The 25,293-nt window shown below is 70.6% G+C and carries 27 protein-coding genes and 2 pseudogenes; 15 read left to right on the top strand and 14 right to left on the bottom strand.

Features of this window, described 5'->3' with window-relative positions; all coding sequences use genetic code 11:
• Window positions 1-133 precede the first annotated feature (133 nt).
• Window positions 134-514, top strand: coding sequence for a DUF1761 domain-containing protein (locus tag E2169_RS02100; protein ID WP_165942297.1), 381 nt, complete (start codon window positions 134-136; stop codon window positions 512-514).
• A gap of 137 nt (window positions 515-651) precedes the next feature.
• Here the strand turns inward: E2169_RS02100 and E2169_RS14315 are convergent.
• The 5 genes and pseudogenes from E2169_RS14315 to E2169_RS02080 all read right to left on the bottom strand — a co-directional run.
• A pseudogene (locus E2169_RS14315) lies at window positions 652-996 on the bottom strand (DUF1428 domain-containing protein); the annotation flags it as partial.
• A 27-nt stretch (window positions 997-1,023) separates the two neighbouring features.
• Window positions 1,024-1,377 (bottom strand): annotated as a pseudogene (locus tag E2169_RS14380) (DUF1428 domain-containing protein); the annotation flags it as partial.
• Window positions 1,378-1,494: 117 nt separating this feature from the next.
• Window positions 1,495-2,562 (bottom strand): alpha/beta hydrolase, encoded by a 1,068-nt coding sequence (locus tag E2169_RS02090; protein WP_132985442.1) that lies wholly within the window; start codon window positions 2,560-2,562, stop codon window positions 1,495-1,497.
• 190 nt (window positions 2,563-2,752) lie between these two features.
• On the bottom strand, window positions 2,753-3,364 hold the full coding sequence (gene azu / locus E2169_RS02085; RefSeq protein WP_132984955.1) for an azurin: 612 nt from the start codon (window positions 3,362-3,364) through the stop codon (window positions 2,753-2,755).
• Window positions 3,365-3,449: 85 nt separating this feature from the next.
• On the bottom strand, window positions 3,450-3,740 hold the full coding sequence (locus tag E2169_RS02080) for a DUF6522 family protein (protein WP_229659111.1): 291 nt from the start codon (window positions 3,738-3,740) through the stop codon (window positions 3,450-3,452).
• Between the two features lie 110 nt (window positions 3,741-3,850).
• Here E2169_RS02080 and sstT point away from each other — a divergent pair, with 110 nt between their 5' ends.
• The gene (gene sstT / locus E2169_RS02075) at window positions 3,851-5,131 is read left to right on the top strand and encodes a serine/threonine transporter SstT (protein WP_132984954.1); all 1,281 of its coding nucleotides are present in this window, start codon (window positions 3,851-3,853) and stop codon (window positions 5,129-5,131) included.
• A gap of 74 nt (window positions 5,132-5,205) precedes the next feature.
• On the opposite strand, the gene E2169_RS02070 is transcribed toward sstT, so the two are convergent.
• The 3 genes from E2169_RS02070 to E2169_RS02060 form a co-directional block, all read right to left on the bottom strand.
• Window positions 5,206-5,508: a hypothetical protein gene (locus E2169_RS02070; RefSeq protein WP_229659112.1), complete on the bottom strand. Its 303-nt coding sequence runs from the start codon at window positions 5,506-5,508 to the stop codon at window positions 5,206-5,208.
• Between the two features lie 246 nt (window positions 5,509-5,754).
• A complete protein-coding gene (locus E2169_RS02065) occupies window positions 5,755-6,405 on the bottom strand; it encodes a class I SAM-dependent methyltransferase (protein WP_132984953.1) in 651 nt (216 codons plus the stop codon).
• A gap of 133 nt (window positions 6,406-6,538) precedes the next feature.
• Window positions 6,539-8,269 carry an EAL domain-containing protein gene (locus E2169_RS02060; protein WP_132984952.1) on the bottom strand — a complete coding sequence of 577 codons (1,731 nt, stop codon included), beginning with the start codon at window positions 8,267-8,269 and terminating at the stop codon, window positions 6,539-6,541.
• An 85-nt stretch (window positions 8,270-8,354) separates the two neighbouring features.
• Here E2169_RS02060 and E2169_RS14375 point away from each other — a divergent pair, with 85 nt between their 5' ends.
• Together E2169_RS14375 and E2169_RS14370 are read left to right on the top strand one after the other, a co-directional pair.
• Window positions 8,355-9,026 (top strand): AzlC family ABC transporter permease, encoded by a 672-nt coding sequence (locus E2169_RS14375; protein ID WP_132984951.1) that lies wholly within the window; start codon window positions 8,355-8,357, stop codon window positions 9,024-9,026.
• Entirely contained in the window at window positions 9,026-9,328 is a 303-nt protein-coding gene (locus E2169_RS14370; RefSeq protein ID WP_132984950.1) for an AzlD domain-containing protein, read from the top strand. Before E2169_RS14375 ends, E2169_RS14370 begins: the two co-directional genes overlap by 1 nt.
• Before the next feature lie 18 nt (window positions 9,329-9,346).
• Here the strand turns inward: E2169_RS14370 and E2169_RS02045 are convergent, their stop codons facing one another.
• Both E2169_RS02045 and E2169_RS02040 read right to left on the bottom strand, forming a co-directional pair.
• A complete protein-coding gene (locus E2169_RS02045; protein WP_132984949.1) occupies window positions 9,347-9,916 on the bottom strand; it encodes a peroxiredoxin in 570 nt (189 codons plus the stop codon).
• A 90-nt stretch (window positions 9,917-10,006) separates the two neighbouring features.
• Complete coding sequence (locus E2169_RS02040; protein WP_132984948.1) at window positions 10,007-10,618, bottom strand: mechanosensitive ion channel family protein; 612 nt, start codon at window positions 10,616-10,618, stop codon at window positions 10,007-10,009.
• Between the two features lie 196 nt (window positions 10,619-10,814).
• Between E2169_RS02040 and E2169_RS02035 the strand changes: the two genes are divergently transcribed.
• From E2169_RS02035 to E2169_RS02015, 5 genes are all read left to right on the top strand, one after another.
• On the top strand, window positions 10,815-12,935 hold the full coding sequence (locus E2169_RS02035) for a M13 family metallopeptidase (protein WP_229659113.1): 2,121 nt from the start codon (window positions 10,815-10,817) through the stop codon (window positions 12,933-12,935).
• A gap of 367 nt (window positions 12,936-13,302) precedes the next feature.
• Window positions 13,303-13,584, top strand: coding sequence for a hypothetical protein (locus E2169_RS02030; RefSeq protein ID WP_132984946.1), 282 nt, complete (start codon window positions 13,303-13,305; stop codon window positions 13,582-13,584).
• Between the two features lie 101 nt (window positions 13,585-13,685).
• Window positions 13,686-14,033 carry a zinc ribbon domain-containing protein YjdM gene (locus E2169_RS02025; RefSeq protein WP_132984945.1) on the top strand — a complete coding sequence of 116 codons (348 nt, stop codon included), beginning with the start codon at window positions 13,686-13,688 and terminating at the stop codon, window positions 14,031-14,033.
• Between the two features lie 7 nt (window positions 14,034-14,040).
• The gene (locus E2169_RS02020; protein WP_132984944.1) at window positions 14,041-15,315 is read left to right on the top strand and encodes a TIGR03862 family flavoprotein; all 1,275 of its coding nucleotides are present in this window, start codon (window positions 14,041-14,043) and stop codon (window positions 15,313-15,315) included.
• Window positions 15,316-15,374: 59 nt separating this feature from the next.
• Window positions 15,375-15,851, top strand: a complete 477-nt coding sequence (locus E2169_RS02015; RefSeq protein WP_132984943.1) for a hypothetical protein — start codon at window positions 15,375-15,377, stop codon at window positions 15,849-15,851.
• A 21-nt stretch (window positions 15,852-15,872) separates the two neighbouring features.
• Here the strand turns inward: E2169_RS02015 and E2169_RS02010 are convergent, their stop codons facing one another.
• The 4 genes from E2169_RS02010 to E2169_RS01995 form a co-directional block, all read right to left on the bottom strand.
• Entirely contained in the window at window positions 15,873-16,700 is an 828-nt protein-coding gene (locus E2169_RS02010; protein WP_132984942.1) for a DUF1521 domain-containing protein, read from the bottom strand.
• Window positions 16,701-16,830: 130 nt separating this feature from the next.
• A complete protein-coding gene (locus E2169_RS02005; protein ID WP_132984941.1) occupies window positions 16,831-17,055 on the bottom strand; it encodes a hypothetical protein in 225 nt (74 codons plus the stop codon).
• A gap of 165 nt (window positions 17,056-17,220) precedes the next feature.
• On the bottom strand, window positions 17,221-18,474 hold the full coding sequence (locus E2169_RS02000; RefSeq protein ID WP_165942296.1) for a mechanosensitive ion channel family protein: 1,254 nt from the start codon (window positions 18,472-18,474) through the stop codon (window positions 17,221-17,223).
• Between the two features lie 46 nt (window positions 18,475-18,520).
• On the bottom strand, window positions 18,521-21,658 hold the full coding sequence (locus tag E2169_RS01995; protein ID WP_165942295.1) for a ligand-binding sensor domain-containing diguanylate cyclase: 3,138 nt from the start codon (window positions 21,656-21,658) through the stop codon (window positions 18,521-18,523).
• Window positions 21,659-21,767: 109 nt separating this feature from the next.
• Here E2169_RS01995 and E2169_RS01990 point away from each other — a divergent pair, with 109 nt between their 5' ends.
• From E2169_RS01990 to E2169_RS01965, 6 genes are read left to right on the top strand one after another with little or no spacing between them, the layout of a single operon-like run.
• Window positions 21,768-22,034, top strand: a complete 267-nt coding sequence (locus tag E2169_RS01990; protein ID WP_132984938.1) for a DksA/TraR family C4-type zinc finger protein — start codon at window positions 21,768-21,770, stop codon at window positions 22,032-22,034.
• Window positions 22,035-22,085: 51 nt separating this feature from the next.
• Window positions 22,086-22,919: a spermine/spermidine synthase domain-containing protein gene (locus E2169_RS01985; protein WP_132984937.1), complete on the top strand. Its 834-nt coding sequence runs from the start codon at window positions 22,086-22,088 to the stop codon at window positions 22,917-22,919.
• Window positions 22,907-23,527, top strand: a complete 621-nt coding sequence (locus E2169_RS01980; RefSeq protein WP_132984936.1) for a hypothetical protein — start codon at window positions 22,907-22,909, stop codon at window positions 23,525-23,527. Before E2169_RS01985 ends, E2169_RS01980 begins: the two co-directional genes overlap by 13 nt.
• Window positions 23,524-24,090: a GNAT family N-acetyltransferase gene (locus E2169_RS01975; protein ID WP_132984935.1), complete on the top strand. Its 567-nt coding sequence runs from the start codon at window positions 23,524-23,526 to the stop codon at window positions 24,088-24,090. The genes E2169_RS01980 and E2169_RS01975 overlap by 4 nt, the downstream gene beginning before the upstream one ends.
• The gene (locus tag E2169_RS01970; RefSeq protein ID WP_132984934.1) at window positions 24,066-24,440 is read left to right on the top strand and encodes a DUF6164 family protein; all 375 of its coding nucleotides are present in this window, start codon (window positions 24,066-24,068) and stop codon (window positions 24,438-24,440) included. The genes E2169_RS01975 and E2169_RS01970 overlap by 25 nt, the downstream gene beginning before the upstream one ends.
• Window positions 24,437-25,285 carry a hypothetical protein gene (locus E2169_RS01965; protein WP_132984933.1) on the top strand — a complete coding sequence of 283 codons (849 nt, stop codon included), beginning with the start codon at window positions 24,437-24,439 and terminating at the stop codon, window positions 25,283-25,285. The genes E2169_RS01970 and E2169_RS01965 overlap by 4 nt, the downstream gene beginning before the upstream one ends.
• The last annotated feature ends 8 nt before the right edge of the window (window positions 25,286-25,293 follow it).

Genomic DNA, 25,293 nt, shown 5'->3' with positions numbered 1-25,293 from the left:
GGGCATCGGCGCGACGCTGGCGTATGCTTTCCCGACGTTACCCGACGCAGGTCAACTCATCTTCGGGAGAGCCTGTGCGCGGCAAGATCGTCATCACCCTGGGCTCAAACGTCGTACATCAATGGGGGAAGTCATGAACATCTGGATCGTGCTGGCCGCGGCCGCATCGAGCTTCCTGGTGGGTGGTCTATGGTATTCGCCCGCGCTCTTCGGAAAAGTCTGGACCGTCGAGAACGGGAGCCAGATGGCGGCCGGCCATCCGGCCAAGGTGTTCGGCGTGAGCTTCGCGTTCTCCCTGGTGGCGGCCGCTGCGTTCGCGGTCCTTGTCGGGCCGTCGCCCGGGCTCGAGGCTTCGGTCAAGCTGGGCGCGCTGACGGGTATCGGCCTGGTGGCGGCGAGCTACGGGATCAATTACCAGTTCGCGCAGCGTTCGCTCAAGCTCTGGCTCATCGATGGCGGCTACCACGCGGTCCAGTTCCTGCTCTTCGGCGTCGTCTTCGGGCTTTGGGGCTGACTCAAGCCGCAAGCAGCTCGACGAACCTCCGCGTCAGTGCGTCCGGTTCGATCCCCTTCACCGACAGGAAGAAGTGGACGGTGCCGTCGTCCAGCTTGCGCAGCTCGAACCGGCCGCTGGCACGCAGGCGCCTTGCGTCAGGACGACGCGCCGGAATCGAACACCGGCTCGAACCCGCCCCATATCATGCGCTTGCCGTCGAAGGGCATCTCGGGCATCCCGGCGCCTTCCATCTCCGCCTCCATCGCCTTGCTGGCGGCGTCGCAGGTGTCGCGGTCGGGCCAGGCGATCCAGCTGAACACCGGCACTTCGCCTTCGACGGCCTGCGCGGCGCGGTAGAAGTCGGTGCGCTTGCCGTGCGGGACGTCTTCGCCCCAGGCCTCGACCATGGCCAGGGCGCCGCGCTTGGCGAACATCTGCCAGCCCTCGTCCGCCATGGCGACGTAAGGCGTCTGGTTGCCTTCGGGCACCGCCAGCGCGAAGCCCTGGTAGTAGCCGCCGCTGACGGGCTCGCCCTGCGCGTACACGGGCTTGAAGCCGCCGTAGATCATGCGGCTGCCGTCGAAGGGCATCTCGGGGAGCGCCGCCATCGCCGAATCCTGTTCCATCTTCTGCCATGCGGCATCGGAGGCGGCCCGGTCGGGCCAGGCGATCCACGAGAACACGACGGTCTCGTCCTCCTTGGCCTCCACGGCGCGGTGAAGGTCGGTGAGTTTGCCATGGGGCACGTCCACGCCCCAGGTCTCGACCATGCGCTCGGCGCCGTACTTGTGGAACACCTGCCATGAGGCGGCGGCGTGGGCGATGTAGTCCTGCTTGCGGGCGGTCGGAACCGCGACGATCGAACCGGTGTAGTAGGGCATCTGCGTCTCCTGGGCGTCGGTGGGGGGCGGGCCCCACGGGGGCCTGCCAGCGCGCCGACAAAATAATCCCGGAGATGTTTCGCGGGCGTCATGGGCGGAAAAGCCGCCCGGCGGACGCTAGTCCAGCGATGCGGTCGTGATGGCCGGCTGTCGGCACCCGGGCTGGTCGAACCAGTCGACCACCGCCGGTGCCAGGGCGTCGAGCTGCATGGGCAGGCTCAGGTGGTCCTCGCCGCGCATCTCGATGTAGCGCGCATGCGGGGCCGATGCTGCGAGCGCGCGGCCGTGTTCGACCGGGACGTGCCGATCGGCGTCTCCATGGACCAGCAGTGGGCAGGGCACGTGCGCCAGCGCGGCGATGACGTCGACGCCATCCAGTGGCAGCCCCAGGTCGCTGCCGGCCTGGTCGATGGCGGCGTCGAGCACGGCGTCGCTCAGGCGCCACTTCATCCACTGCCGGGCCGGCCACGCCGAGGGTGGGGCGGGGGCGTCGGCAAGCATGTAGGGCACCATGTCGCGGATCGCGATGTCGGCCACGGCGAAGGATTCCATGGCGACCACGGTGTCCGCCTGCAGTCGCGGGTCGGCGCCGGCGAAGATCGCGGTGGCGGCGCCGTAGGACACGCCGAGCAGGTGCAGCGGGCCGGTGACCTCGCCGCGTTCGCGCAGCGCGGCCACCACGTCGACCACGTCGTCCGCCTCGCGGGTGCCGTAGCCCGAGCGGCCTTCGCCCGAGCGGCCATGGTTGCGCAGGTCGATGGCGATGGTGCGATAGCCGGCCTCGCCCAGGCGCAGCGCCCAGGGCAGCATCGAGTCGCCGTGCATCATCCAGCCGTGCAGCAGCACCACGGTGCCGCGCGGAGCGGAGGCGGGCGCGGACGGGACGTCGAAATCGAGCGTGGGAAAGGTGTCGGCCACGGTCAGGCCCTGCGGCCAGGACATGTGCAGGTCGTAGCTGCCGGGCTCGATCGCGCGCCAGAAGACCTCGATGCCGCCGCCGGTGGTGACGTGGCCGCTGCGGTCTTGCAGCCGGGACAGGGCGGCGTTGATCGGCCCGGGCGGCAGCAGCGGCGAGGTGCCACCGGGTGCGACCAGATGCGATGCCAGCGCCGCGGACAGGCCGGGCCAGGAGGTGAAACCCGCCGCCAGCAGGCAGGCGACGAGGAGGGCGGCGATGCGGAGCATGGGGACCACGGCGGAAATCGGCCTTTCAGGCTATCGGTCCGTCGCGTCGCCGCTCTACCTTGTGGCGATGACAGAGTGATGACAGTTGGCTGGCCATTCAGATTGGCAGGGCCGGGTGCTCCGGACAAAAAATCGCCCGCGTCGAACCTGTGCTCGACGCGGGCGACGGATGTCGCGGATGCGCGCCGGATCAGTCGACGCTGATCGTGCCCTTCATCAGCGCGGCGTGGCCCGGGAAGCTGCAGAAGAACCCGTAGGGACCGCCGGTCTTGATCTTGGCGACGTCGAAGGTGACCGAGGTGCTTTCGCCGCCGCCGATCATGTCCGTGGCCGCGATGACGCGGCTGTCGCCGGCCTTGAGGTAGTCGGCCGCTGCGCCGGCGGAAATGCCGTCGGCGGCGACGCCGGCCGTGTCGGACGACGAAGTGATCACGACGTTGTGGCCCATCGCCGCTGCCGGCAGGCGGCCGGTATGGGTGAGGTTGATGGTGAACTCGGCACAGCTCGACGGCACGCTGATCGACGACACGTTGAACTGCATCATGTCGTTGCCTTCGATGTCGACCGCGCAGCCGGTGGCGCCGGCCGCGGCATCGCCGGCGTCGGCCATGGATCCGTCAGCGGGGACCTGGCCCATGGGAGCCTCGGGCACGGAGGCGGGCTCCACCTTCGCCGCGTCGTCGGCCGCGGTGGTGGCGGGCGCCGGCGTCGTCGCGGTGTCCTGTGTTTGCGACGGCTCGCCGCCACAGGCGGACAGGGCCAGTGCGCAGGCGGCGGCAAGCAGGGAAGCGTGGAGTTTCATCGTGCACCTCGTGCGTGGGAAATTGGATCAATGATGGACCCCGGCGGTCTTTCGCGCATGTGAAGGGGAGCCGGGGCGGCGGGGATCAGGCGCCCGCCGTCTGCGAAGGATGGTCGACCGGCTGCCCTTCGGCGTCCACGACCAGGCGCATGCGCCGGCCCTCGTGGTAGAAGCTGGCGCGGTAGAGGCCGGCATCCTCGCCGGTGCCGCGTTCGCAGAGCACGCTGATCTTGCGGAGCGCCATCAGTTCGCGGAACCGCTCCACGTCCAGGCCGAGGCCGCGCGCGACCAGGTCGCCGTCGATCTCGATGTCCGGCCGGTCGGCAAGCTGAAGGGAAATGGCGTCGCCCATGGCCTCCTCCGTGCGGGGAAACATGCAGGCTCGCATCTGCGAGGCGTCGGTGCATTGACCTGGGTCAGGCCAGCGCGTCCGCACCGCGGGCGTTCTATCATGGCGCGCTGCCATTCTCCGGAATCCGTACGTCCATGTCCTTCCTCCCCGCCTTCCTGCGCCGGCCAAGCCTGGTCACGCAAATCGTGATCGGCCTGGTGGCCGGCGTCCTGCTCGCCGTGGTGTCGCCCCGCGCGGCGGCGTCGGTCAGCCTGCTCGGGACGGTGTTCATCTCCGCGCTGAAGGCGGTGGCGCCGGTACTGGTGCTGGTGCTCGTGGCCGCGTCGATCGCCAACCATCGCCAGGGGAAGGACACGCGGATACGGCCGATCCTCGGTTTGTATCTGGCCGGCACCGTGCTGGCGGCGCTGGTGGGCGTGGCGGCAAGCTTCATGTTCCCGATCACGCTCACGCTCGATGTGCCCGTCGAGGTCGCGCTCAGCGCGCCGGGCGGCATCGGCGAGGTGCTGCGCACGCTGGTGCTGCAGGTGTTCGACAACCCCTTCAACGCACTGGTCAACGCCAACTACATCGGCCTGCTGGCCTGGGGCATCGCCACGGGCCTGGCGTTGCGGCAGGCGGGGGAGGGCACCAGGCAGGTGCTGTCCGACTTCTCGCAGGCGATCACGCGCGTGGTGCGGATGGTGATCCGGCTGGCGCCGCTGGGCGTGTTCGGCATCGTCGCCTCGATCCTGGCCGAGAGCGGGCTGTCGGCGCTGCTCGACTACGCGCACCTGCTGGCGGTACTGCTGGGCGCGATGCTGTTCGTGGCGCTGGTGGCCAATCCGCTGGTCGTGTTCGCGATGACGCGGCGCAATCCCTATCCGCTGGTGCTGCGCTGCCTGCGCGAGAGCGGCATCACGGCGTTCTTCACCCGTTCCTCGGCGGCCAACATCCCGGTCAACATGGAGCTCTGCCGCAAGCTCGGCCTGCACCAGGAAACCTGCTCGGTGGCGGTGCCGCTGGGCGCGACGGTCAACATGGCGGGCGCCGCCATCACCATTTCGGTGCTGTCGCTGGCGGCGGTGCACACGCTGGGCATCCAGGTGGACCTGCCCACGGCGCTGCTGCTGAGCGTGGTCGCGGCGATCAGTGCCTGCGGCGCCTCGGGCGTGCCGGGCGGCTCGCTGCTGCTGATCCCGCTGGCCTGCGGGCTGTTCGGGATCAGCGACGACATCGCCATGCAAGTCGTGGCGATCGGCTTCATCGTGGGCGTGGTGCAGGATTCGGCGGAGACGGGGCTGAACTCGTCGACCGACGTGGTGTTCATCGCCGCGGCCTGCGGGGCGACGTCGGCCCGCGATGCGGTGGTCGATGGCGCTTCCGCGGGCGGAGTGCCCGGGGACGCCGTGTCGCAGGCCGGTTCCGGCGCCTGATACATGCGGGCGGCGCGCGGTTGCCGCGCGCCGCCCCGGTCAGCCTGGCCTCGCCGGCCAGGATGCAGCCTGGGTTACTTCTTGGCCTTGGCCGCCGGTGCGACGGTTGCGGCCGTCTTGTCCGTGGCGGCGGCGGTCTTGCGGCTGGTGGTGCGCGAGGTATACGGGCGCAGCGGTGTGTTGCCGAGCACCTCGATGCGTCCGCCGGACTTCTTGAACGAGGCAAGATCGGTGGCGATGCGTTGGCTGGTCAGGTGTGCGGCCGAGGCGCTGGCACTGCTGCCGGAGGCACGGCGGAGCGGTGGCGAGTTGCGGGCACGCGGCGTTGCGGCGGGTGCGGGTGCGGTGGTTTTCTTCTGGGTGCTGCTGCGGGACATCTCGACTCCTGTCGTTGTTGGCCCGGCCGTGCAATTGCGGCCGGCGGGCCTTCGGAGGGCGGCCATGGGCAGTCGGGGCCAGGCCCCGTGGCTGTGCGGTGCGGAACGCACCCTGGAGGAGTACTGCCTGACCTGGACGCTGCTTGCCCCGATGGGCGCATGCGTCCTTGCGTCCATCCTACCAATCGCACATTAACAAAGTGTTTGCAGCATCTTGACGCAGGCCTTCTGTCGTGGCAAGGCGGCTCAGCGACGGAAGTGCAGCAAGCGGCCGCGGAGGGTGCCCAGGGCGTCTCCCTTCAGGGCGCCGCGCGAATGCGTGATCCCGAAGCCCTCGGCTTCGAGCAGGCGCACCAGGGTGCTGCTGTTGCCGCGGCCGGGGTCGGCGACGACCACCTCGGCGGCCTGGTTTGCGTGCCGCACCACCACGGCCGCGAGCAGCGCCGCGTGTTCCCGCTCGTACAGCACGTCACTGGCGATGAACACGTCGAACTCGCCGAGCGACGGCAGCGGCTGTACCCAGTCCAACTGGCGGTAGTGCACGGCCGGCAGTCCGTTGAGCGCCGAGTTGTAGGCGATGAAGGCTTCGGCGAGCGGGTGGATGTCCGAGGCGACGACATCGGCCCCCCGGCGCTGCAGCACCAGGCTCGCCAGGCCGATGCCGCAGCCGGCCTCGAGGATGCGCTTGCCGGCGATGTCGAACGTGTCCATGGCTTCGGCCAGCAGCCGCGCCGAGGGCCAGAGCTGGCCGAAGTGGCTCCACTGGGCCGACGAGATGCCCAGGCGTTCGCCATGCCCGTCCGGATCGGCGAACTGCTGGTTGTCGCTGAGTACGCGCAGCCGGTACCGATGCGCGCCGACCGTCACCGTGAGGGTGCGGGTGCTGTAGCCAGGCACGAAGGCCTCCCGGAAGGGGCGCCGGTCCTGTCGGACTGCGCGTGGGAGGGGGCGTCCGATGGGCCGGTACGCGCGGATGCAGGGCAGGCCTGCACTGCGGTCAGGATAGCAGTCGCGGCCCGTGGCCGCCGGATCAGCCCTGTGCCCGCAGCAGCTCCATGAACTCTGCGGGCGGCATCGGCCGGCCGATCCAGAAGCCCTGGCCGGCGTCGCACCCGGCCTGGGTGAGCCACGTGCGCGTGGCCTCGTCCTCGATGCCTTCGGCGGCGACGCTGGCGCCAAGCTCGTGGCCGAGATGGATGGTGGCGCGAACGATCGCGCGGTCGGAGTGCGATGCCAGCAGTGCATGCACGAAGGAACGGTCGATCTTGAGTTCGTCCGGGGCCAGGCGACGGAGGTTCACCAGCGAGGAGTGGCCTGCGCCGAAGTCGTCGACCGAGATGCCGATGCCGTGGCTGCGCAGGCGCGGCAGGGCTTCGGCGACGCGCTCGGGTTCGCGCATCACCTCGGTCTCGGTGATCTCCAGCATCAGGCCGGGGCTGTCGCCTTCGCAGGCATCGATGATCGCATCGACGAGGCGCGGGTCGGCGAGGTCGTTGGCCGACACGTTGATCGACACGTGCAGGCGGTCGCCGGTGGCGGGCCAGCCGCGGCAGTGCGCAAGGCCGTGGCGTACCAGGTAGAGCGTCATTTCGCCGATGGTGCGCGCCTGTTCGGCGATGGGCACGAACTCGTCCGGAGCCATCGGCCCCAGGCGTGGATGGTCCCAGCGCACCAGGAGTTCCGCGCCGAGCAGTCGCCCGCTGCGCAGATCGATCTTGGGCTGCAGGGCATAGGCGAGCTGATGGCTGGCGATTGCCTCGCTGAGTTCGGCGAGGAGCCGTGGGTGGGCGAGGGCGGCGTCGAAAGTGCGCGTGTCGGCAGTTGCCGTCGTGGCCTGGCTGGGCGCGGCGACATGCGTGGCGGGGACCCTGCGGCGTCGCCATGCCAGCAGCGCGAGCCCGGCAACGGCCATCGCGCCCAGCGCGAACAGGGCCGGGATGGCGATGTTGCGGCGCGCGGGCGGCGGCCCGCCCTGCGCGCCCGGGTTGCCGATCCATTCCACGTACAACCGGTTCTGCACGCCGCTCCGGCGCAGGCGCGCGAGCGAGGCGTTGATCGCGGCCACCAGCTCCGGATCGCCTGGCCTGACCGCGAACACGTACTTGCGCTCCAGCAGCGGGGGGCTGAGCGCAACGACCCCGGGCAGGTCGTCGTGCTGGATCGTGTGATAGCCGATGCCGGTGGGCGCCAGTGCGTAGTGGACCTCGCCCCGCGCTGCCATCCCCAGGGTTTCGGACTCGTTGTCGGTCTCGATCAGGATGACGCCCGGGCGATCGAGTTCGCGCATCGCTTCCCAGGCCAGCCCGGCACTCTGCACCGCGACGCGTGCGTTGGTCAGTGCGTCCAGTGAACTGACGGTCGGGGTTTCGTAGTGTCCGAACAGGGCGTGGTGGCGGATCAGGAAGGGTTCGGTGAGTCCGTAACGCTGCTCGCGCACGGCAGACCAGAACATGGGCACGACGTCGAGTTCGCCATGTTCAAGGCGTTCGAGCGTGGTGCCCCAGTCACCGAGTTCGAACACCGGCTCCAGGCCCAGGTCCGCGGCGATTTCGCGCGAGAGTTCGACGTCGAAGCCATCGGCCTCGCCGCGGCTGTCCAGGAAATGGTAGGGCGGATAGTTGGCATCGCCGCCGATACGGAGGCTGGTGCGCGGGGCGTCCGTGGAGGCAGGCAACAGCGTGGCGGTCAGTGCCAGCAGGATGCCCGGCACCAGCAGCCACCACAGGCGAGCTCGTCGAGTGCCCTTGCCGTCCGCTTCCATCCGCTCCCCGTCCGATGGGACCGCATCGCAGAGTATTACCACGGTTGCCGGACGTTTGGGCGATTGCGCGCTTTAAGATGCCCGCATGCAGACCCTGATGACTCCCGCGACGCGCATCGGCCTGTCGGTCGCGGTCGCTACCGGGCTGTATGGCGTCTCCTTCGGGGCGCTTGGCGTGGCCGCCGGGCTGGACGTGCTGCAGGTGGTCGCGCTCAGCGCGCTGATGTTCACCGGCGGCTCGCAGTTCGCGTACATCGGCGTGATTGCCGGCGGCGGCGGTGGCGGCGCGGCGTTTGGCGCGGCAACGCTGCTGGGCGTGCGCAACGCGGTGTACGGGATGCAGATCAACCGCATGCTGCGGCCACGCGGCTGGCGCCGCTTGCTGGCGGCGCAGGTGTGCATCGACGAATCCACGGCGACTGCCGTCGGCCAGCGCGATCCCGGCGAGCAGCGACGCGGCTTCTGGGCGGCGGGGCTTGGCATCTATGTGTTCTGGAACGTCTGCACGGCGGCCGGCGCGCTGCTGGGCGATGCCATGGGCGATCCGCGCCGCTGGGGGCTGGATGGCGCCGCGGTGGCGGCCTTCCTCGGGCTGCTGTGGCCGCGCCTGTCGGCGCGCGAACCGGTGGCGATCGCAGTGGCATGCGCGCTGGCCACGGTGCTGGCGGTGCCCTTCGTGCCGCCGGGGGTGCCGATCCTGGTCGCCGCGGCGGTGGCCGCCGCCTGGGGATGGTTCAGCGGGACGAAGGTGCGCTGATGTCGACGTGGGGATGGATCCTGCTGGCCTGCGCGGCCGCGTTCGCGACCAAGTTCGCCGGTTTCCTGGTGCCGCCGCGCTGGCTCGACGCACCGCGCGCGCAGGCGGCGGCGATGGCCTTGACCATCGGCCTGTTGGCTTCGCTGACGGCGGTCAACACCTTTGCCCATGGCCAGGTGCTGTCCTTCGATGCACGCGTCGCGGCGCTGCTGGCGGCGACGGGCGCGCTGCTGCTGCGGCTGCCGTTCCTCGTCGTGGTGATTGCAGGCGCGGCCGCGGCGGCGCTGGTGCGCCTGTTCTGAGCGCGGCTGGCGCGATGCTCAGCGCGTCGCGTCCGTGGCCTCGCCGGCCTTGCCGGGGATGGCTTCGAGCATGCGCTTGACGTGCTGCGCGGGGTTCATGTCCGAGTGCGCGGCCAGCACGCGGCCGTCGCTGCCGATCAGGTAGGAGGTGCGGCTGGACATCTCCGGCTTGCGCTCCAGCACCGCGGAGTACTCGGCCGCGATCTTCGCGCCGGCGTCGGCGGCCACCGGGAACTTGCCGGAACAGGTCGCCTTGTCGGCGGAGAACTCGCGCAACTGGTCGGTGTTCCCGGCGGTGACGCCGATCACCGACACGCCGCGGGCCTTGAAGTCGTCGATCGCCTGCGAGAACAGGGACGCCTCGATATTGCAGCCCGGCGTGTTCGCGGCGGGGAAGAAGTACAGCACCACCGGACCGTCGCGCAGGGCCTTCGAGAGGGAGTACTCGAAGGCCTCGCCGGCGAGCCATGCGGGCGCGGTGAAGTCGGGCGCGGCGTCGCCGGGCTGCAGGGTCGCGCGGGCCTGGGGCGAGCAGGCGGAGGCGACGGCGAGGGCGGCGAGGACGAGGGTTTGCTTGATGGAGGTCATCGGTGGGCTCCTGGGGTCAGGGGGATTCTAGCGGCCGCGCTGTTGGGGGAGTGTCGCGGTGTGCCTCAATGCCATCGACGGACCCCGGCGTCAGACGTCCAGGTTGCGGGCGGGCCTGTCCCGCGCGGCAAGGGCGCGACGACGGTCTTCGTCGCTTCTCCAGCGGCGGACGCTGCGCTGGAAGAACAGGCTGTTGGGCACGCGCAGCACGCTGCCGCGCGGGTCGCCGGCGTCATCGATTTCCTGCAGCGTGGTGTAGACCAGGTTGATGTCGGTCACCCGGCCGCCCAGGCCCGGCTTGTCGCCGCCTTCGAGGAGTTCGACGTGGTCGTACAGGCGGAACGGACGCGTGGCCAGGATCAGCATCGTGCAGAAGATGTTCGAGAGCACGCTCCAGGCGGCGAAGAACGCGATCGCAGCGACGGCGGCGAAACCGGTGAACGCCGTCCACAGCACGGTGCCGGACACGCCCAGGCGCTGCAGGACGAGCAGGGACGCGGATGCGGAGATCAGGAACGTCACCACGCGGCGCGACCCCACCACCAGTTCGGCGGGGGCGTCGTAGCGCTTCCAGATGCGGTCACCGACGCGGCGTGCGAGCAGGCGCAGCAGCAGCGCCGCGACGATGATCAGGGCGACCTGGCCCAGCGGCACGATCACGCCCAGCCATTCCTGCGCCCAGACGGGCAACTGTTCCTTCATGCCGGCTCCAACGCCGCGACGGCGCGGCGGTGGGCGGAATTCTCGCAGATCGGGGGTGGCGGCATTGTTCCGGGTGCCATGGCGAGCCATGACCAGCGACACCTCTCCCGGCGGGGCGGGCTGGTTAGACTGTCCGGCGCACCCGCATCCGCAGGGTCCGACCACTTTGCGCCACGACGCGCCGGAGAATCCCGCTTTGAAAAAGACGATCCTCAGCCTTGCCACCGCCTTCGCGCTCACCGTCGGCGTCCCCGCGGGTGCCAATGCCCACGAACGCTGCCTGGACGAAGCCTGCCACCTGTTCGCCCTGGTCGATGACGCCGGGCAGGGTGCGACCACCACGGGCACCGTTGCCGCCACACGCTACGGCACCTGGGGCATCGACACCGCCGGCATGGATACGTCCGTGGCGCCGGGCAACGACTTCTTCGCCTATGTCAGCGGCACCTGGGCGGCGAACACCGAAATCCCGTCGGACAAGTCGATGTACGGCTCGTTCCTGGTCCTGCGCGACCTGTCGGAGGCGCGCGTCCGCCAGCTGCTGGAGGGCTATGCCCTGGGTGATCCGGCAGGCACCGCCAACGCGGCCAAGCTCGCCGCCCTGTACCAGGGCTTCATGGACGAGGCCGCCGTGGAGGCGCTGGGCGCCAAGCCGCTGCAGCCGCACCTGGATGCCATCCGCGCGGTTGACGACAAGGACGGCATGGCGCGCCTGATGGGCCAGCGCAACGCGTCCCTGGGCGGCAGTTTCTTCGGCCACTACGTGGGCGACGACCAGCGCAACCCGGATGTCTACACCCTGTACCTGAGCCAGTCCGGCCTGGGCCTGGGCGACCGCCAGATGTACCTGGACGAGAAGTTCGCCCCGCAGCGCGAGCGCTACGTCGCGTACATCGCGCAGCTGCTGGAGCTGGCCGGTTGGGACGATCCTTCGGCCAGGGCCGACGCGATCATGGCGATGGAGACGAAGATCGCCGAAGCGCACTGGACGCGCGCCGAGAGCCGCGACCGCGACAAGACCTACAACCCGGTCACCTTCGCCGGGCTCGACGCCGTCGCCCCGGGCTTCCCGTGGCAGGCCTACCTGGCCGCGGCCGGCGTGGACTACGCCGATGCCGGCGTGATCCGCCAGGACACCGCGCTGCCGAAGATCGCGAAGATCTTCGCCGACACCGACCTCGACACCCTGAAGGCCTGGCAGGCCTTCCACACCACCGACAACGCCGCGCCGCTGCTGTCGAGCGCCTTCGTCGACGCCGAGTTCGAGTTCCGCAGCAAGTTCCTGTCCGGCCAGCCGGAGCTGGGCGCCCGCTGGAAGCGCGCAGTGTCCTTCGCCTCCTCGGCGATGGGCGAGGCGATCGGCGAGGACTACGTGGAGCTGTACTTCCCGGCCGATGCCAAGGACAAGATGGACGCGCTGGTCGCCAACGTGAAGGCGGCGATGGGTGCGCGCCTGGACCAGCTGGAATGGATGGGCGATGAAACCAAGGCCGAAGCCCGGGCCAAGCTGGCCGGCTTCGGCCTGAAGATCGGCCACCCCGATACCTGGCGCGACTACAGCGGCCTGCAGCTGGCCAACGGCGACGTGTTCGGCAATGCCCAACGCGCCGCCGCCTTCGAGTGGGAGTACCGCCGGGTGCGCATCGGCCAGCCGGTGGACAAGGGCGAGTGGGGGATGACCCCGCAGACCGTCAACGCCTACTACAACTCGGTCAAGAACGAGATCGTGTTCCCGGCCGCGATCCTGCAGCCGCCGTTCTTCGATGCCGATGCGGATCCTGCGGTGAACTATGGCGCCATCGGCGGCGTGATCGGGCACGAGATCATCCACGGCTTCGACGACCAGGGCCGCAAATCCGACGGTGCCGGCCTGCTGCGCGACTGGTGGACGGCCGAAGACGCGGCGAAGTTCGAGGTCCAGGCGACGAAGCTCGGCGCCCAGTACGAAGCCTTCGAGTTCCCGCAGCTGCCGGGCATGCACATCAACAGCCGGGTGGCGATGGGCGAGAACATCGGCGACCTCGGTGGCCTGACCATCGCGCTCGAGGCCTACCGCCGTTCGCTCGACGGCCAGGAAGCACCGGTGGTCGACGGCTTCACCGGCGAGCAGCGCTTCTTCATGGGCTGGTCGCAGGTCTGGCGCACGCTGTGGCGCGACGATGCGCTGCGCCAGCAGCTGGTCAACGGCACGCATTCGCCGGGGCACATCCGCGCCTTCGCGCCGCTGCGCAATATCGACGCCTGGTACGAGGCGTTTGGCGTCACCGAGGCCGATCCGCTGTGGGTCGCGCCGGACGATCGCGTCCGCATCTGGTGAGTCGGGAGGGGGGCGGGATATCCGCCCCCTTTCCTTTTGGTTCATTTCCCAACTCCGGGGAAACGGTTTCGACGGGGAGTGCCTGCTTCTTTCGCTACGCCTCGCCGTGACCTGGAGGGCCCCGTCGTGGCCGGGAGGCCTTCGCGGGGAAGTCAAGGAGGAGGCGATGGCCGCAGGCCAGCGCCGGGGGACATGAGCACTCAAGGGCCTTGGCACCCGGCACCTGCGCCGTATCAATGGCGCGCCATTCCCTCAGTTGGAAGAAGAACCTTTCTTTGCGCGCCGATCCGTGGCGTAATCGCTCCACCCCACGTCGTCCATTGCAACGAGGTAGTACGTCCGAACAGCCACAGGAGCCAGCCACACGATGCATCCGCAAGTGATCAGCGAGGAGTACGGGATCCCGGCCGCACAGGCCAGGGAGATCATCGGGCGCGAGACGCGACGGGCGCTGCTGGGACGGTGGCAGGCCTGGGCGTGGCTGGCATCGACCGTGGGGCTGGCAGCTGCCCTGTACGCGCTGCAGCCCGGCAACGGACTGGTCGCGCTGCTGATCGGCGGCGGTGCGCTGCTGGTGTGGTACCAGGTCGGGCGTTTCCTGGCCGAGCCGGCGGTGCGCGCCGCGTTGAGGGGGCGTTCCACCGCTTGACCCGGGTCAGGGTGCGCGGCACCCGGCCGGCAGCGGGCGGTCCCAAGGGAGTTTGAGCGCCCGGCTACAATGGGCGGTCACACGCAATCCCCGGAGTCCCCATGCCCGCCACCATTCCCCCCTGCCCGCAATGCGGCCTTGAGAACACCTATCCCGACGGTGCTCTTCACGTCTGCGCGGACTGCGGCCACGAGTGGGCCGCCGGTGACGCAGAGGGTGCGGGCGCGGATGCGGTGGTCGTGCGCGATGTCAACGGCAACCCGCTCGAAGCCGGCGACACCGTGGTCGTGATCAAGGACCTGAAGGTCAAGGGTTCTTCGATCCCGCTCAAGCAGGGCACGATGATCCGCAACATCCGCCTGGTCGACGGCGATGCGGAGAACATCGAGGGTCACTCGGACAAGATCCGCGACCTGGTGCTCAAGACCTGCTTCCTGCGCAAGGCCTGAGGCCGCGATGGACGAAGCCCCGGCTGTGGGCGCGGCGATCGCGGTGCATGCGGTCGGCCGCTGCGTGGCCGTGGTCGGCGGCGGTCCCGCCGGGCTGTTCGCGGCCGAAACGCTGCGTGCGGCCGGCTGCGAAGTCCACGTCTTCGAGGCCAAGGGTTCGGTCGGGCGCAAGTTCCTGGTCGCCGGCAAGGGCGGGCTGAACCTCACGCATTCCGATCCGCCGGAGGTGTTCGCCAGCCGCTACCGCGAGCGCTCCGGACCGGTCGCGGGCTGGCTGTCGGCCTTCGACGCCGACGCGCTGCGCGAGTGGGCGCTGGGCCTGGGCGTGGCAACCTTCGTCGGAAGCTCCGGGCGCGTGTTCCCGGAAGACCTGAAGGCCGCGCCGCTGCTGCGCGGCTGGGTGCGCAGACTGCGGTCGCAGGGCGTCGGGATCCATGTCCACCACCGCTGGACTGGCTGGAACGAAGACGGAGCGCTGCGCTTCGCGACGCCGGACGGCGCGTTCGATTTCGCCCCGGATGCCACGCTGCTGGCGCTGGGTGGCGGCAGCTGGCCGCAGCTGGGTTCCGATGGCGCCTGGCAGGGCGTGCTGCGCGATGCCGCTGTCGATGTCGCGCCGCTGCAGCCGTCGAACTGCGGCTTCGAGGTCGACTGGTCGCCACACTTTGCCGCGCGCCACGCGGGTGCGCCGCTGAAGCCGGTGATCGCGCACTGGCGCGACGCCGACGGCCTCGAACATGCCTTGCAGGGGGAATGCGTGGTGTCGGAACACGGCATCGAGGGCAGCCTGGTCTACGCGATCTCGGCGACCCTGCGGGAGGAGATCGCGCGCAAGGGCCACGCGATACTCGAGCTCGACCTGGCGCCCGGTCGCGACCTTGCGCGCCTGCAGCGCGAACTCGCACGGCCCCGGGGCAAGCGCAGCGTCTCCGAGCACCTGCGCCGCAGTTCCGGGCTTGACGGCGCCAAGGCCGGGTTGCTGCGCGAAGTCATTGGCGCGGACGCCATGCACGATCCCGGTGCGGTGGCCGTGGCGGCCAAGCGCCTGCCGCTGCGCCTGCGTGCTCCACGCCCGCTGGCCGAGGCGATCAGCAGCGCCGGCGGCGTGCGCCTGGAGGCGCTGGACGGCGACCTGATGCTGCGCGCCCGCCCGGGCACCTTCGCCGCCGGCGAGATGCTGGACTGGGAGGCGCCGACCGGCGGCTACCTGCTGACCGCCTGCTTCGCCAGCGGACGGATGGCGGCCGAAGGCCTCCTGCGCTGGCTTGCGCGTCCGCATTGACGACGCACGCGCGCCGATGCGGCATGCTGTGCGCCTTCGACTCCCACGAGGACGACGTGATGAACCCCAGACTGCTCCCGCTGCTGTTGGTGCTGGCCCTGCCGCTCGCGGCTTGCGATCGTGGCGCACCGCCGCCGGACGCACTCCCCGACGCCGATGACGTCGCGGCCGCCCTGCCTTCGGATCGGCAGCCAGCGGACTCGGCATCCGCACTGCCCGGGGAGTTCGTGGTGCTGACCAACGAGCCGTTCTGGCAGGCACGCGTGGAGGGCGGCGAAGTCGTGCTGAGCGGCCCGGATGTCGAAGGCCGGCGCTTCACGATCGACAGCGAGAACGCCGCCGAAGGCGCCCGCGTGGTCCATGCCGGCGACGCCGCCGGTTCGATCTCGGTCACCCTGCTGCCGGGACCTTGCGAGGACAGCATGTCCGGCGCCGTGTTCCCGCTGGCCGCCGAGCTGACCATCGACGGCATCGGTCCGACGCCTGGCTGTGCGCGCCCGGCCGACATGCCGCCGCCCGGCGAACCGGGCGTCTGAGCCGCAGCCGGAGCGCGGCGGTCAGGCCTGGCGGGCCATCGTGAAGTCGAACGAGAACGACCAGGAGAAGGACCAGTCGTCGCCGGCGTCGAGGGCCGGTGCGTCGCGCGCGGGATTTTCGATCTGCATCGGGGCCGGCAGCACGTCCGGGCGCGGGTCGACATCGCGCTCGTGCGAGACCAGGTCGCCGGAGAACACGATCGCAACCAGGCTCTTGAAGATGTGCATCGCCTCGCGGTAGTGCTGGGCGAAGGACACCGCACCCTGCTTCACCTCGTCGGTGGCGTTGATGAAGGCCTGGTCGACGCCGACCATCTGGCCATCGTGGTCGAGCGCGACGAAGCCGCGACCATTGGCGTTTTCGTAGAGTATGTTGCCGTCGCGCGTGGCGAGCTCATGCACGGTGGCGTGGACGCCGTGGAACTCGCGGAACTCCAGGTCGCCGCGGGTGTTGGTGTCGACGCCGCTGATCTCGGCGGTGTACTCGCCATCGGTGATGGTGACCTTGGAAGCGATGGTGGCGCCGTTCTTGCCCTCGTTCCAGGGCGTGGTCTCGATCGTGACCTTGGTGCCGTCGTCGAGCATGAACGTGGTCTGGCCCCAGAAGTCGAAGGCCTGCTTGCCGTCCACCTCGACATGGGGATCGCCCCAGATGCGGTACTGCTCGCCGGTGTTCTTGTTCTGGATCAGGATCTGGTTGTCGTCACCGGCGGTGATCCGGTAGCCGTCGTTCTCGAACCGCACCTTGCCATCGGTGGTGCGCTGGGTGGTCGGCGCTTCGCCCGCGGGCTTGATCGTGCCGCCGCCGTTGATGGCCAGTGATGCACTGCTGATCAGATGGTTGTCCATGGCCCGCGTCCTCTCCCGTGGTATGCGGTGGCATTGGACGCCGGATGCGGGCCGCAGGACAGCCGGGGCGATCCCTTGCTCGGGTCAACCCTTGGTTTCGGCTCCGCGGACAGGCGCCAGGGCGCGGGGCTCAGGCCCTGTTTGCGGCGCGGCTGGTGCCGGGACCCGGCTCGACCAGTACCGTCTCGCCCCAGTCCAGCGGCATGGTGATGGCCACCGGGCGGCCCGCCGTGGTGGCGTCGCCAAGCGCGACGGCGTGCGCGGCCATGGTGGCCTTGAAACGGCTGTGGAAGACCTCGTCGTAGTGCGCGCCGGAGACCTGGAATCCCGCCGCAACCTCTTTGATCTCGACCATTGGCGTGACCTGATGCTAGGGGCGCCCCGGCCCAGCTTCACGACTTGCTCAAGGTCGCGGCCAGTTCCGTTGCTGAGCGGCATCCGTGACCGGTGCAGGGCCGTGCTGCCGGGGCATCGACAGGATGCGCCTGCGCGACCCGGCCGCATGTCGGCGTCCTGGCGATTAGGGGGTAGGAAAAGTCCGAAAACCCTGGGGGGGTGAAGCGGGCGTCCCGGCCGGCTCGGCCGGCAGCAGGTCCTCATCCGCGTGTGCACGCTGTTCGGCGGCCAGGTGGGCGTCGAGTTCGTTGTTGACCGAGGTGTCGCCCGCCGCATCGTCCGCCGTGTGCGGTGGCTGCGATGAGGGCGCGCGCGCCTCGTCTGCCAGCATCGCGGTGTACTGGATGTTGCGCGGCGTGGCGATGCCGGCCTCGGCCAGATGTGTGCGCGCGGCGTGGATAGCCTCGGAACGCACCTTGCCGAGGTCGCTTGCATCCTGGTCCACCCAGGCGAAGAAGCGCAGGGTGATGGCGCTGGCGTCGTAGGCCTCGACGGTCCAGGAGGGGCCGGGGTCCTCGATGACGCCCTCGGTGCGGCGGATCGCCTCCAGCGCCAGTTCCTGCACGCAGCGGATCGATTCGGAGACGTCGACCGGGATCGCGAAGTCCAGCCGCCGCTTGCGGTTGCTCGAGAAATTGAGCACCACCGACTTGAACACCAGCGCGTTGGGCAGGGTGAGGCGGTTGCCATCGGCGGTGACCAGCACGGTGGCGCGTGCGGTAAGCGCCGCGACGCGGCCTTCGTGCGCGCCGTCGATGCGCAGCAACTCGCCGGGCGCGAACGGGCGGCGGATGCTCAGCAGCACGCCGGCGACGTAGTTCTCGGCGATGTCCTTGAAGGCGAAGCCCAGCGCGAGTCCGATCACGCCCGCCGATCCCATGACCGCGCCCACCAGGGCCGTTGCGCCCAGCAGTTCGAGCGCCACCAGCACGCCGCCCAGCAGCACCAGCCACTGCACCAGTTGCTGCACCAGGCTGGCGAAATAGGGGTTCTCGGACTGCCAGTTGCGTTGCTCGATGCGCCTCCCCACGCGTCGGCCCGCCCATTTTCCGAGCCATCGGGCCAGTATCACCACCACGATGGCGACCAGCAGCAAGGGCAGGGCGGCCACCAGCCGCATGACCTTGTCTGCGGCCAGCGTGGTCGCCGTGGCGAGGCGGTCCGACAGCCGGGTGCTCAGGGCGACCCGGTTCTCGACCCGGGCGATGCCCGGCTGCTGGTCCGCCACCTGCGTGGCGTGCTCGCGGTCCTCGGGACCGAGCTCATTTCTGTCCTCGACGGGCGTCTGGGGAACACCCTGCGCCTGTGCCGGCGCAGCGCCTGCCAGGGCGAGCGGCAGCAGCAGGATGGCGACGGATGCCAGGATCTTCATTCGCATGGCGGGCATGGTCGCACGAGGTCGTGAAGCCGGCCCAGCCGGCTGTTCAGACAAATCCGGTCCCGTGATCGTCCGACTGCAGCACGCGCGCGGTGCGGGTGCCCACCTCGCTGGGATGCGTGCCGGCCAGCAGCGCGCGGATGGCATCGGGCTCGACGGCATCGCCGGGGACCACGCCCATCCAGCCGTTCTTGCGGCTGCGCTTGACGGCATACAGGCAGCGGTCGGCCAGGCCCACGCAGGCGCTCCAGTCGCCGAGCTCGGGCCATTCGAGCGCGAACGGCCACGGTGCGAATCCGATCGAGCAGGTGAGGTCGAGCGCGAGTCCACGCCCGAGGCGGATCGGCTGGATGGCGATCGCCTCCCGGATGCGCTCGGCGAGCACCGCGGCGTCCTCCAGGCGGGTGAAGCGCGAGATCAGCAGGAACTCCTCGCCGCCCCAGCGCACCAGCAGGTCGTCGTCGCGGCTGAGCAGGCGCAAGCGGTCGGCGAAGTGCACCAGCACCTCGTCGCCGGCCTGGTGGCCATGGGCATCGTTGACGCGCTTGAAGTCGTCGATGTCGATCATCAGGAACACCAGCCGGCTGCCGCTGCCGTCGGCGGCCTCGGTGCGTCGGCGCAGCGAGGCGGCTTCGCGTCCGAGCCAGTCCTGCAGGTCGCGGCGGTTGGAGATGCGGGTCAGCGGGTCGCGGCGGGTCGCGATGCTGAGTTCGGCGTTGGTGCGGCTCAGGCGCTGGTTGGCGAGCTGCAACTGCGCGGTGCGCTCGGTGACGGTGCGCTCCAGCAGCTCCACCTGCCTGCGTTCGCGCCGCATGGCGGCGTCGACGCGAAGCGCGATCAGCGCCAGCAGCAACAGCAGGGCCAGCACGTAGGCGGAATAGGCTGCCGGGTGGCGCCACCAGGGGGGCGCCATGTCGATCCGCAAGCGCCGCGGCGGGCCGAAGTGGCCGTCGCGACCCGCAGCCTCGGCTTCCAGTACGTAGCGCCCTGGCGGCAAGTCGGTTACCGAGAACTCGGCCCGCGGGGCATGCGGGTAGATCCAGTCACCGTGCAGGCCAAGTACGCGGTAGCGGAGCTTTGCGGCGTCGGGCGCGCCGAAGTCGATCGCGGCCATCTGCACGGTGACCATGCGCTCGCCGTGGGCGAGCTGCACCTGGTCGGCATAGACGATATCGGTCTCGCGCGGGCCGCTGCCGTTGGCGTCCAGCGATGCGGTGCGCAGGGTGGTCAGCACCGGGCGCGCGGGCGGGCTGCGGCGCGGCAGGCCGGAGGGGTCGAGCACATCGATGCCGCGGGTGCCGCCGAAGTACAGCAGTCCGTCGGCGCTGCGGTGGGCGGAACTGCTGTTGTATTCGCGGTTGACGAGGCCGTCGCGGGGGCCCAGTACCTGGACGTTGTCGCTGCCGGGATCGATGACGGAGATGCCGTTGTTGGTGCTGACCCAGAGGCGGCCGAGGTTGTCGGGCATCAGCGCATAGACGACGTTGCTGCCCAGCCCGTCCTGCTCGCTGTAGTTGCGAACGTCGGAGGTGGCGGGGTCGATGCGGTAGACGCCGCGCGAATAGCTGCCGGCCCAGAGAGCGGCCTGGTCGTCCAGGGCGAGCGACCACAGGGAGCGGTGCAGCGCGTCGGGCGATACCGGCGCCGCCGGGGCATCCGGGTCCAGTCGCCAGAGGCCGTCGGCATTGGTCGCGATCCAGAGGTGCTTGCCGGCGCGCACCAGCGCGGTCACATGGCTGGTGAGCAGCGGTGCGAGCGTCGGGTCGTCGACGATGCGGCCGTCGCGCATCCGGGCCAGGCCGCCGCGGGTGCCGATCCAGCCGTCATCGCCCTCGATCAGCAAGACATCGATGCGGCGGTCGGGCAGGCCGGGCACGGCGCGCGGCGAACCGTGGCCGGGCCAATGCCAGAGCCCGTCATGGCTGCCGATCCACCAGCCGCCATCCCTGGCGCGGGCGATGGCGCGCACGGACTGGCCGCTGAAGCCGGGGATCTCGCGCCAGTCCCGGGTGCCGCCCCGGCGCTCCAGCAGGCCGGCGTCGGTGCCGAGCAGGGTGTGTCCGCCGTCGCGCCAGATCGCGCGCATGCTGCCGCGAGGCCATCCTCCGGTGGCGCCGGCTTCGGCGCTGCCGGCGCGGACCAGCGTCGACAGCGGGCGCGCATAGTGCAGGCCCGAGGTGTAGCTGCCGATCCACAGCGCGCCCTCCGGGTCTTCATGCAGCACGGTCACCGCGCTGTCCAGCTGCCGGTCGAGTCGCAGCGGCGCCGGCGTGGCCGCGGGACCCGCGATGCGCGCGACGCTGCCGTCACGCATGCCTACCAGCAGGCTGCCGTCGCGGCGACGGAGCAGGGTGGTGACCGGCTGGGCGACTGGATGGGCGTTGCGCAGCAGTCCGGCGGGCGGCAGCGCACGGAGTATGCGACCGTCGTGGGCATCCAGCAGGAATACGCCGGCGTGCTCGCTTGCGAGCCAGGCGCCTTCGGGGCCGGCCTGCAGCGCGATGCAGTCGCCGGACGTTCCGGGCAGCGTCGCCAGCAGGTCCATGGCGGCGCGGGTGGCCCGCCATACGCGGCAATCGCGACCCAGCGCCACCGCCACGCCGGTGCCCGACAGCCGCGCGATGCCGACGATGCCCGCGTCGCCGCCCAGGCGCGTCACCGTCCCGTCCGGCGCGGCGTGGTCCAGGCCGTGCCCGGTGCCGATCCAGGCCCCGCCCGCATCATCGAGCGCGATCCGCGTGATCTGGTGGTGGGACAGGCCGGACTCCCGGTCGATGCGGATCCGCGACCAGTCGGGCAGGTGCAGCACTTCGACGCCGGAATCGTTGCTGCCGAGCCACAGGCGACGGTGGGCGGTGTCGAAGGCAAGCGCGTCGATGCTGCCGCTGACCAGCCCATGGGCGGCTGAGGACCGGTGCTGCGCCTCGCCTTCGCCGCGCCAGACCTGGAAGCGGTGGCCGTCGAAACGGGCGATCCCGTCCTGGGTGGACACCCACAGGAACCCCTGGTCGTCGTTGGCCAGCGCCATCACCGTCGACTGCGGCAGCCCCTGGTCTGGACCGTAGGACTCCAGACGCAGCAGGTCCGCGGCGCCTGCGCGCGGGCCGAAGCAGGCCAGAAGCGCCAGCGCGACCCCCGCAACGCGGCGGTTGCGGGTGGCGACAGTGGTCCGTGGGCATGTCATGAACATCAATGCAAGCAAAACGCGTGCCACGACTCCAGGGAGCCTGGTCTTGTCCCGCGACGGCTGCGCCCCGATAACCGGTTGTAGTCAATCCCCGTGGAGATGCGGCATGGCCACCGGTTGGGCCGGAGACGGCGCTGTGCAGGAACAGATCGACGCGACCGTGAAGGATGCGATCCAGCGGGCGCGCAGCCGCCTGGGCTCCGGGCCCGGGCGCGAGGACTGCGAAGAGTGCGGGGAGACCATTCCCCAGGCGCGCCGCGAAGCCGTGCCCGGGGTGCGCCTGTGCATCGCCTGCCAGGCTGCGTCCGACGAGGATGAGTCCGGCCCCGGCAGCTACAACCGGCGTGGCAGCAAGGACAGCCAGCTGCGCTGACGCCGGCAAGCCCGCTGCGCTAGGCTCGCGGCGATGGCGACGGAGGTGGGCGTGGCAGTTGGAAATTCCTGGTGGCACCGGCTGACGGAGGCCGTGGCGCGGCTGCGCGGGGCGGGGCCGCTCGACCCCACCGGGCTGCGCCTGCGCCCGGCACGCGTGCGCCAGTACAACGGCTATGTATCGCTGCACTTCATCCGCGGCCAGACCCAGAGCCGGATGCGCAGCGATGCCCCCGACCACCTGCTGATCGACTACACCCGCACCATGCTGGCGGCGCTGCTGTGGCGGCCGCGGCCAGGGCGGATCGGCATCGTCGGCCTGGGTGGCGGGTCGCAGGTGAAGTTCCTGCATCGCCACCTGCCGCAGGCGTGCCTGCAGGTGGTGGAGAACCACCCGGGGGTGCTGGCCCTGCGCCGCGCGTTCGGCATTCCTGACGACGATTCGCGGCTGGAGGTGACGCTCGACGACGGCGCGCGCTTCATCGCCGCCCGCCCTGCGCGCTACGACCTGTTGCTCGTCGATGGCTATGACGCGCACGGAATCCCCGAGGCACTGTCGACCCCGGCCTTCCTCCAGGCCTGCCGCGATGCGCTCCTGCCCGGCGGCGTGATGGCGAGCAACCTGCACGGCGACGATCCCGCAGTTTATGTCGAGCGTCTGCGCCAGGCCTTTGGCGCCGGGCATGTGCTGCTGGTGGGAGAAGCAAAAATGAGCAACCGCATCGCCTTCGCCTGGACCGGCGAGGCGCCCGATGACGACGAAGAGGGCGTGCAGGCGGCGTTGGCCGCACTGTCGGGAGGGGATGCGCGACGGGCACTGTCGCCCGTGTTCGGGCGCGTGGCGCTTGCACTGCGCAGGCAGCGGACGGCGGCATGCGCGAGCTGATCCCGCTGCCGCCGGGCATGCTCGACGCGCTGCGCGCGGCGTATTCCAGGCCGCCGCGCGCCTACCACCACTTCGGCCACGTGGAGTCGGTGCTCGCGCACTTCGATGCCGTCGCCGCCGGGCCCGGATGGTCGCGCCCGCGTGAGGCCTGGCTGGCGGTGCTGTACCACGATGCGGTGTACGAGGCCGGACGGCGCGACAACGAGGCGCGCTCGGCGGCGTTGGCGGCCGCGGACATCGCGCGCTGGCTGCCGGACGCAGGCCTTGATGTAACGCACACCGTCAAGCTCATCGAACTCACCGCCCGTCACGGCACGCTGCTGCCGGGAGACCTGGGAGACGGGCCGGATGGCGATGACCGCCGCCATTTCCTCGACTGCGACATGGCGATCCTGGGGGCCGATGTGGCGACCTTCGACGCCTATGACCGCGCCATCGCCGACGAATACAGGGGCGCCGTGCCGGGCTGGCTGTACCGCCTGAACCGGCGCCGCTTCCTGCGCGGGCTGCTGCGCCGCGAACGCATCTACCTGAGCGCGTTCTTCCACGAACGCCTGGATGGGGCCGCGCGCGCGAACCTGCGTCGCGTCCTGGGCGTGGAGGGCTGACTCTGCGGCTGCCTGATCCCCTGGTTGGCGGCCAGGCCCTGCAGCGCCTGGGGTCCGGCGATCGCGCGCTTTACTGCGCGCTGTACGGCTGCGCGGACACCATGGGCAAGGTCGGCGCGCCGATGCATGCCGTGGAGGCCGCAGCCGCCTTCGACCGGGTGCTGCGGCTGCTGGATCGCCGGCCCGCGCGCTGCGGCTATTGGTTGTTGCCGGGAGGGGAGGGCCCCCATGCACCCGGCGGCATCCTCGCGCTGCTGGGGGACGACGCCTTCGCCAGCGCCGAGGTCGGCGTGCTGCTGGCGCCGGCGGCACAGCGATCGGGCGTTGCGACCGCGGCGATCACCGCCCTGGCCGACGCGGTGTTCGCAGCGACGGCCCTGCGCCGGCTGTGGACCCGGCATGCGCCGGGGCACGAAGCCGCCGCCGCGCTGATGCGGCGCACCGGATTCACCGCCATGCGGTCGGCGCCCGGCGAACCGTGCCGGTGGGAGTTCGGGCGCGACGACTGGCTGGCCCGTGGCCCGGTATCCTTTGCGGCATGGCCAAGCTGCTGCTCAACATGAAGATGGTGCCCGAGGACGAGGCGGACGATGTTCGCGGCTTCCTGCGCGAGCACGCCATCGAATTCCACGAGACCCGGCCCAGCCGCTGGGGCATTTCCCACGGCGGCATCTGGATCTCCGAAGACGCCGACTTCCCGCGTGCGCGGCGGCTGATGGACGACTACCAGGCTGCGCGCCAGGCGCGCGCGCGCGCCGCCCACGCCGAAGCGCTGCGCGACGGCAGCGCCGAGACCTTTGCCGACGTGCTGCGGCGCGAGCCTGCCAAGGTGGTCGCGGTAGCGGTTGGCGTCCTGTTCCTGCTGGCGCTGGTGGCGCTTCCGGTGGTGCTGCTGTGGAAAGCCGGGACGTGAGCCGGCGGCGCCCTCCAAAGGCGCCGCACTGGCCCGACCGTTCCGCGCATCTCCGCCGGCGCCATGCGCGCCGCGTCTTCTGGGTGGTGGTGGTGCTGTTGCTGGTGCTGCCCTGGTTTGGATATCGCCATGTGCGCGATTGGATCGGTCCGCGGGCCGGGCCGGAAGTGGACGCCGCGCCGGCGCTGACGCCAGCGGAATCGTCACCGCCATCGCGGCAACCACCGACGGCGTTGCTGGCGGCCGAGGCGGTGGGTCCAGCCGCCGCGGTGGCGGCCGACGAGGTCGAGGCCATTGGCCGCGACGCGCGCGCCGGCGATGGCGAAGCGGCCACGGCACGCCTTGCCGACCTCGGCGCCCAGGTGCATCGCGATGCCTTGCTCGCCGATCGCGGCAGCGCCGTGCGCCGCGAGGAGGCGCGGCGCGGGCTGGCCGCGATGCCCGGCGTCCGCGGCGCCGGCTGGGTCGATCGCATGACCTTGCTGCTGCTGGTGTCTTCGCGCAGCGCGGGCCACGCCACGCTGTCGGAAGCCTGCCGGCGGCTTGCCGCACACGGTGACGTGTCGGGGCTCGCGGTGCGGGTGCAGGAAGTCGCTGCGGACGCGCCCGCAGCCGCGTCCCTGCAGGCCGAGTGCAGGCCGGGCACGGCGGCGGCGGCCCCGGCGACGCTCCATGGGGTGCCCGGTGCGTCGCTGCGTGTCCCGGAGACCGGTGCCGACGCCGAAGCCGAGGATCCGGAGGCCGCCGCCGAACGCCGCCGCCGCGAAGAGGAAAGCCTGCGCATCCTGAGCGAGAACACGCCGGCCTTGCCGTTGTCGCCGCCGGACCCTCGGGTCGACCCCTGACGCGAAGT

Origin of the sequence: Luteimonas terricola, assembly GCF_004352845.1 — a bacterium.
Classification (GTDB): Bacteria; Pseudomonadota; Gammaproteobacteria; order Xanthomonadales; family Xanthomonadaceae; genus Luteimonas; species Luteimonas terricola.
Note: the sequence above shows the minus strand (reverse complement) of the source record. Positions and strands in the feature narration are given on the sequence as shown.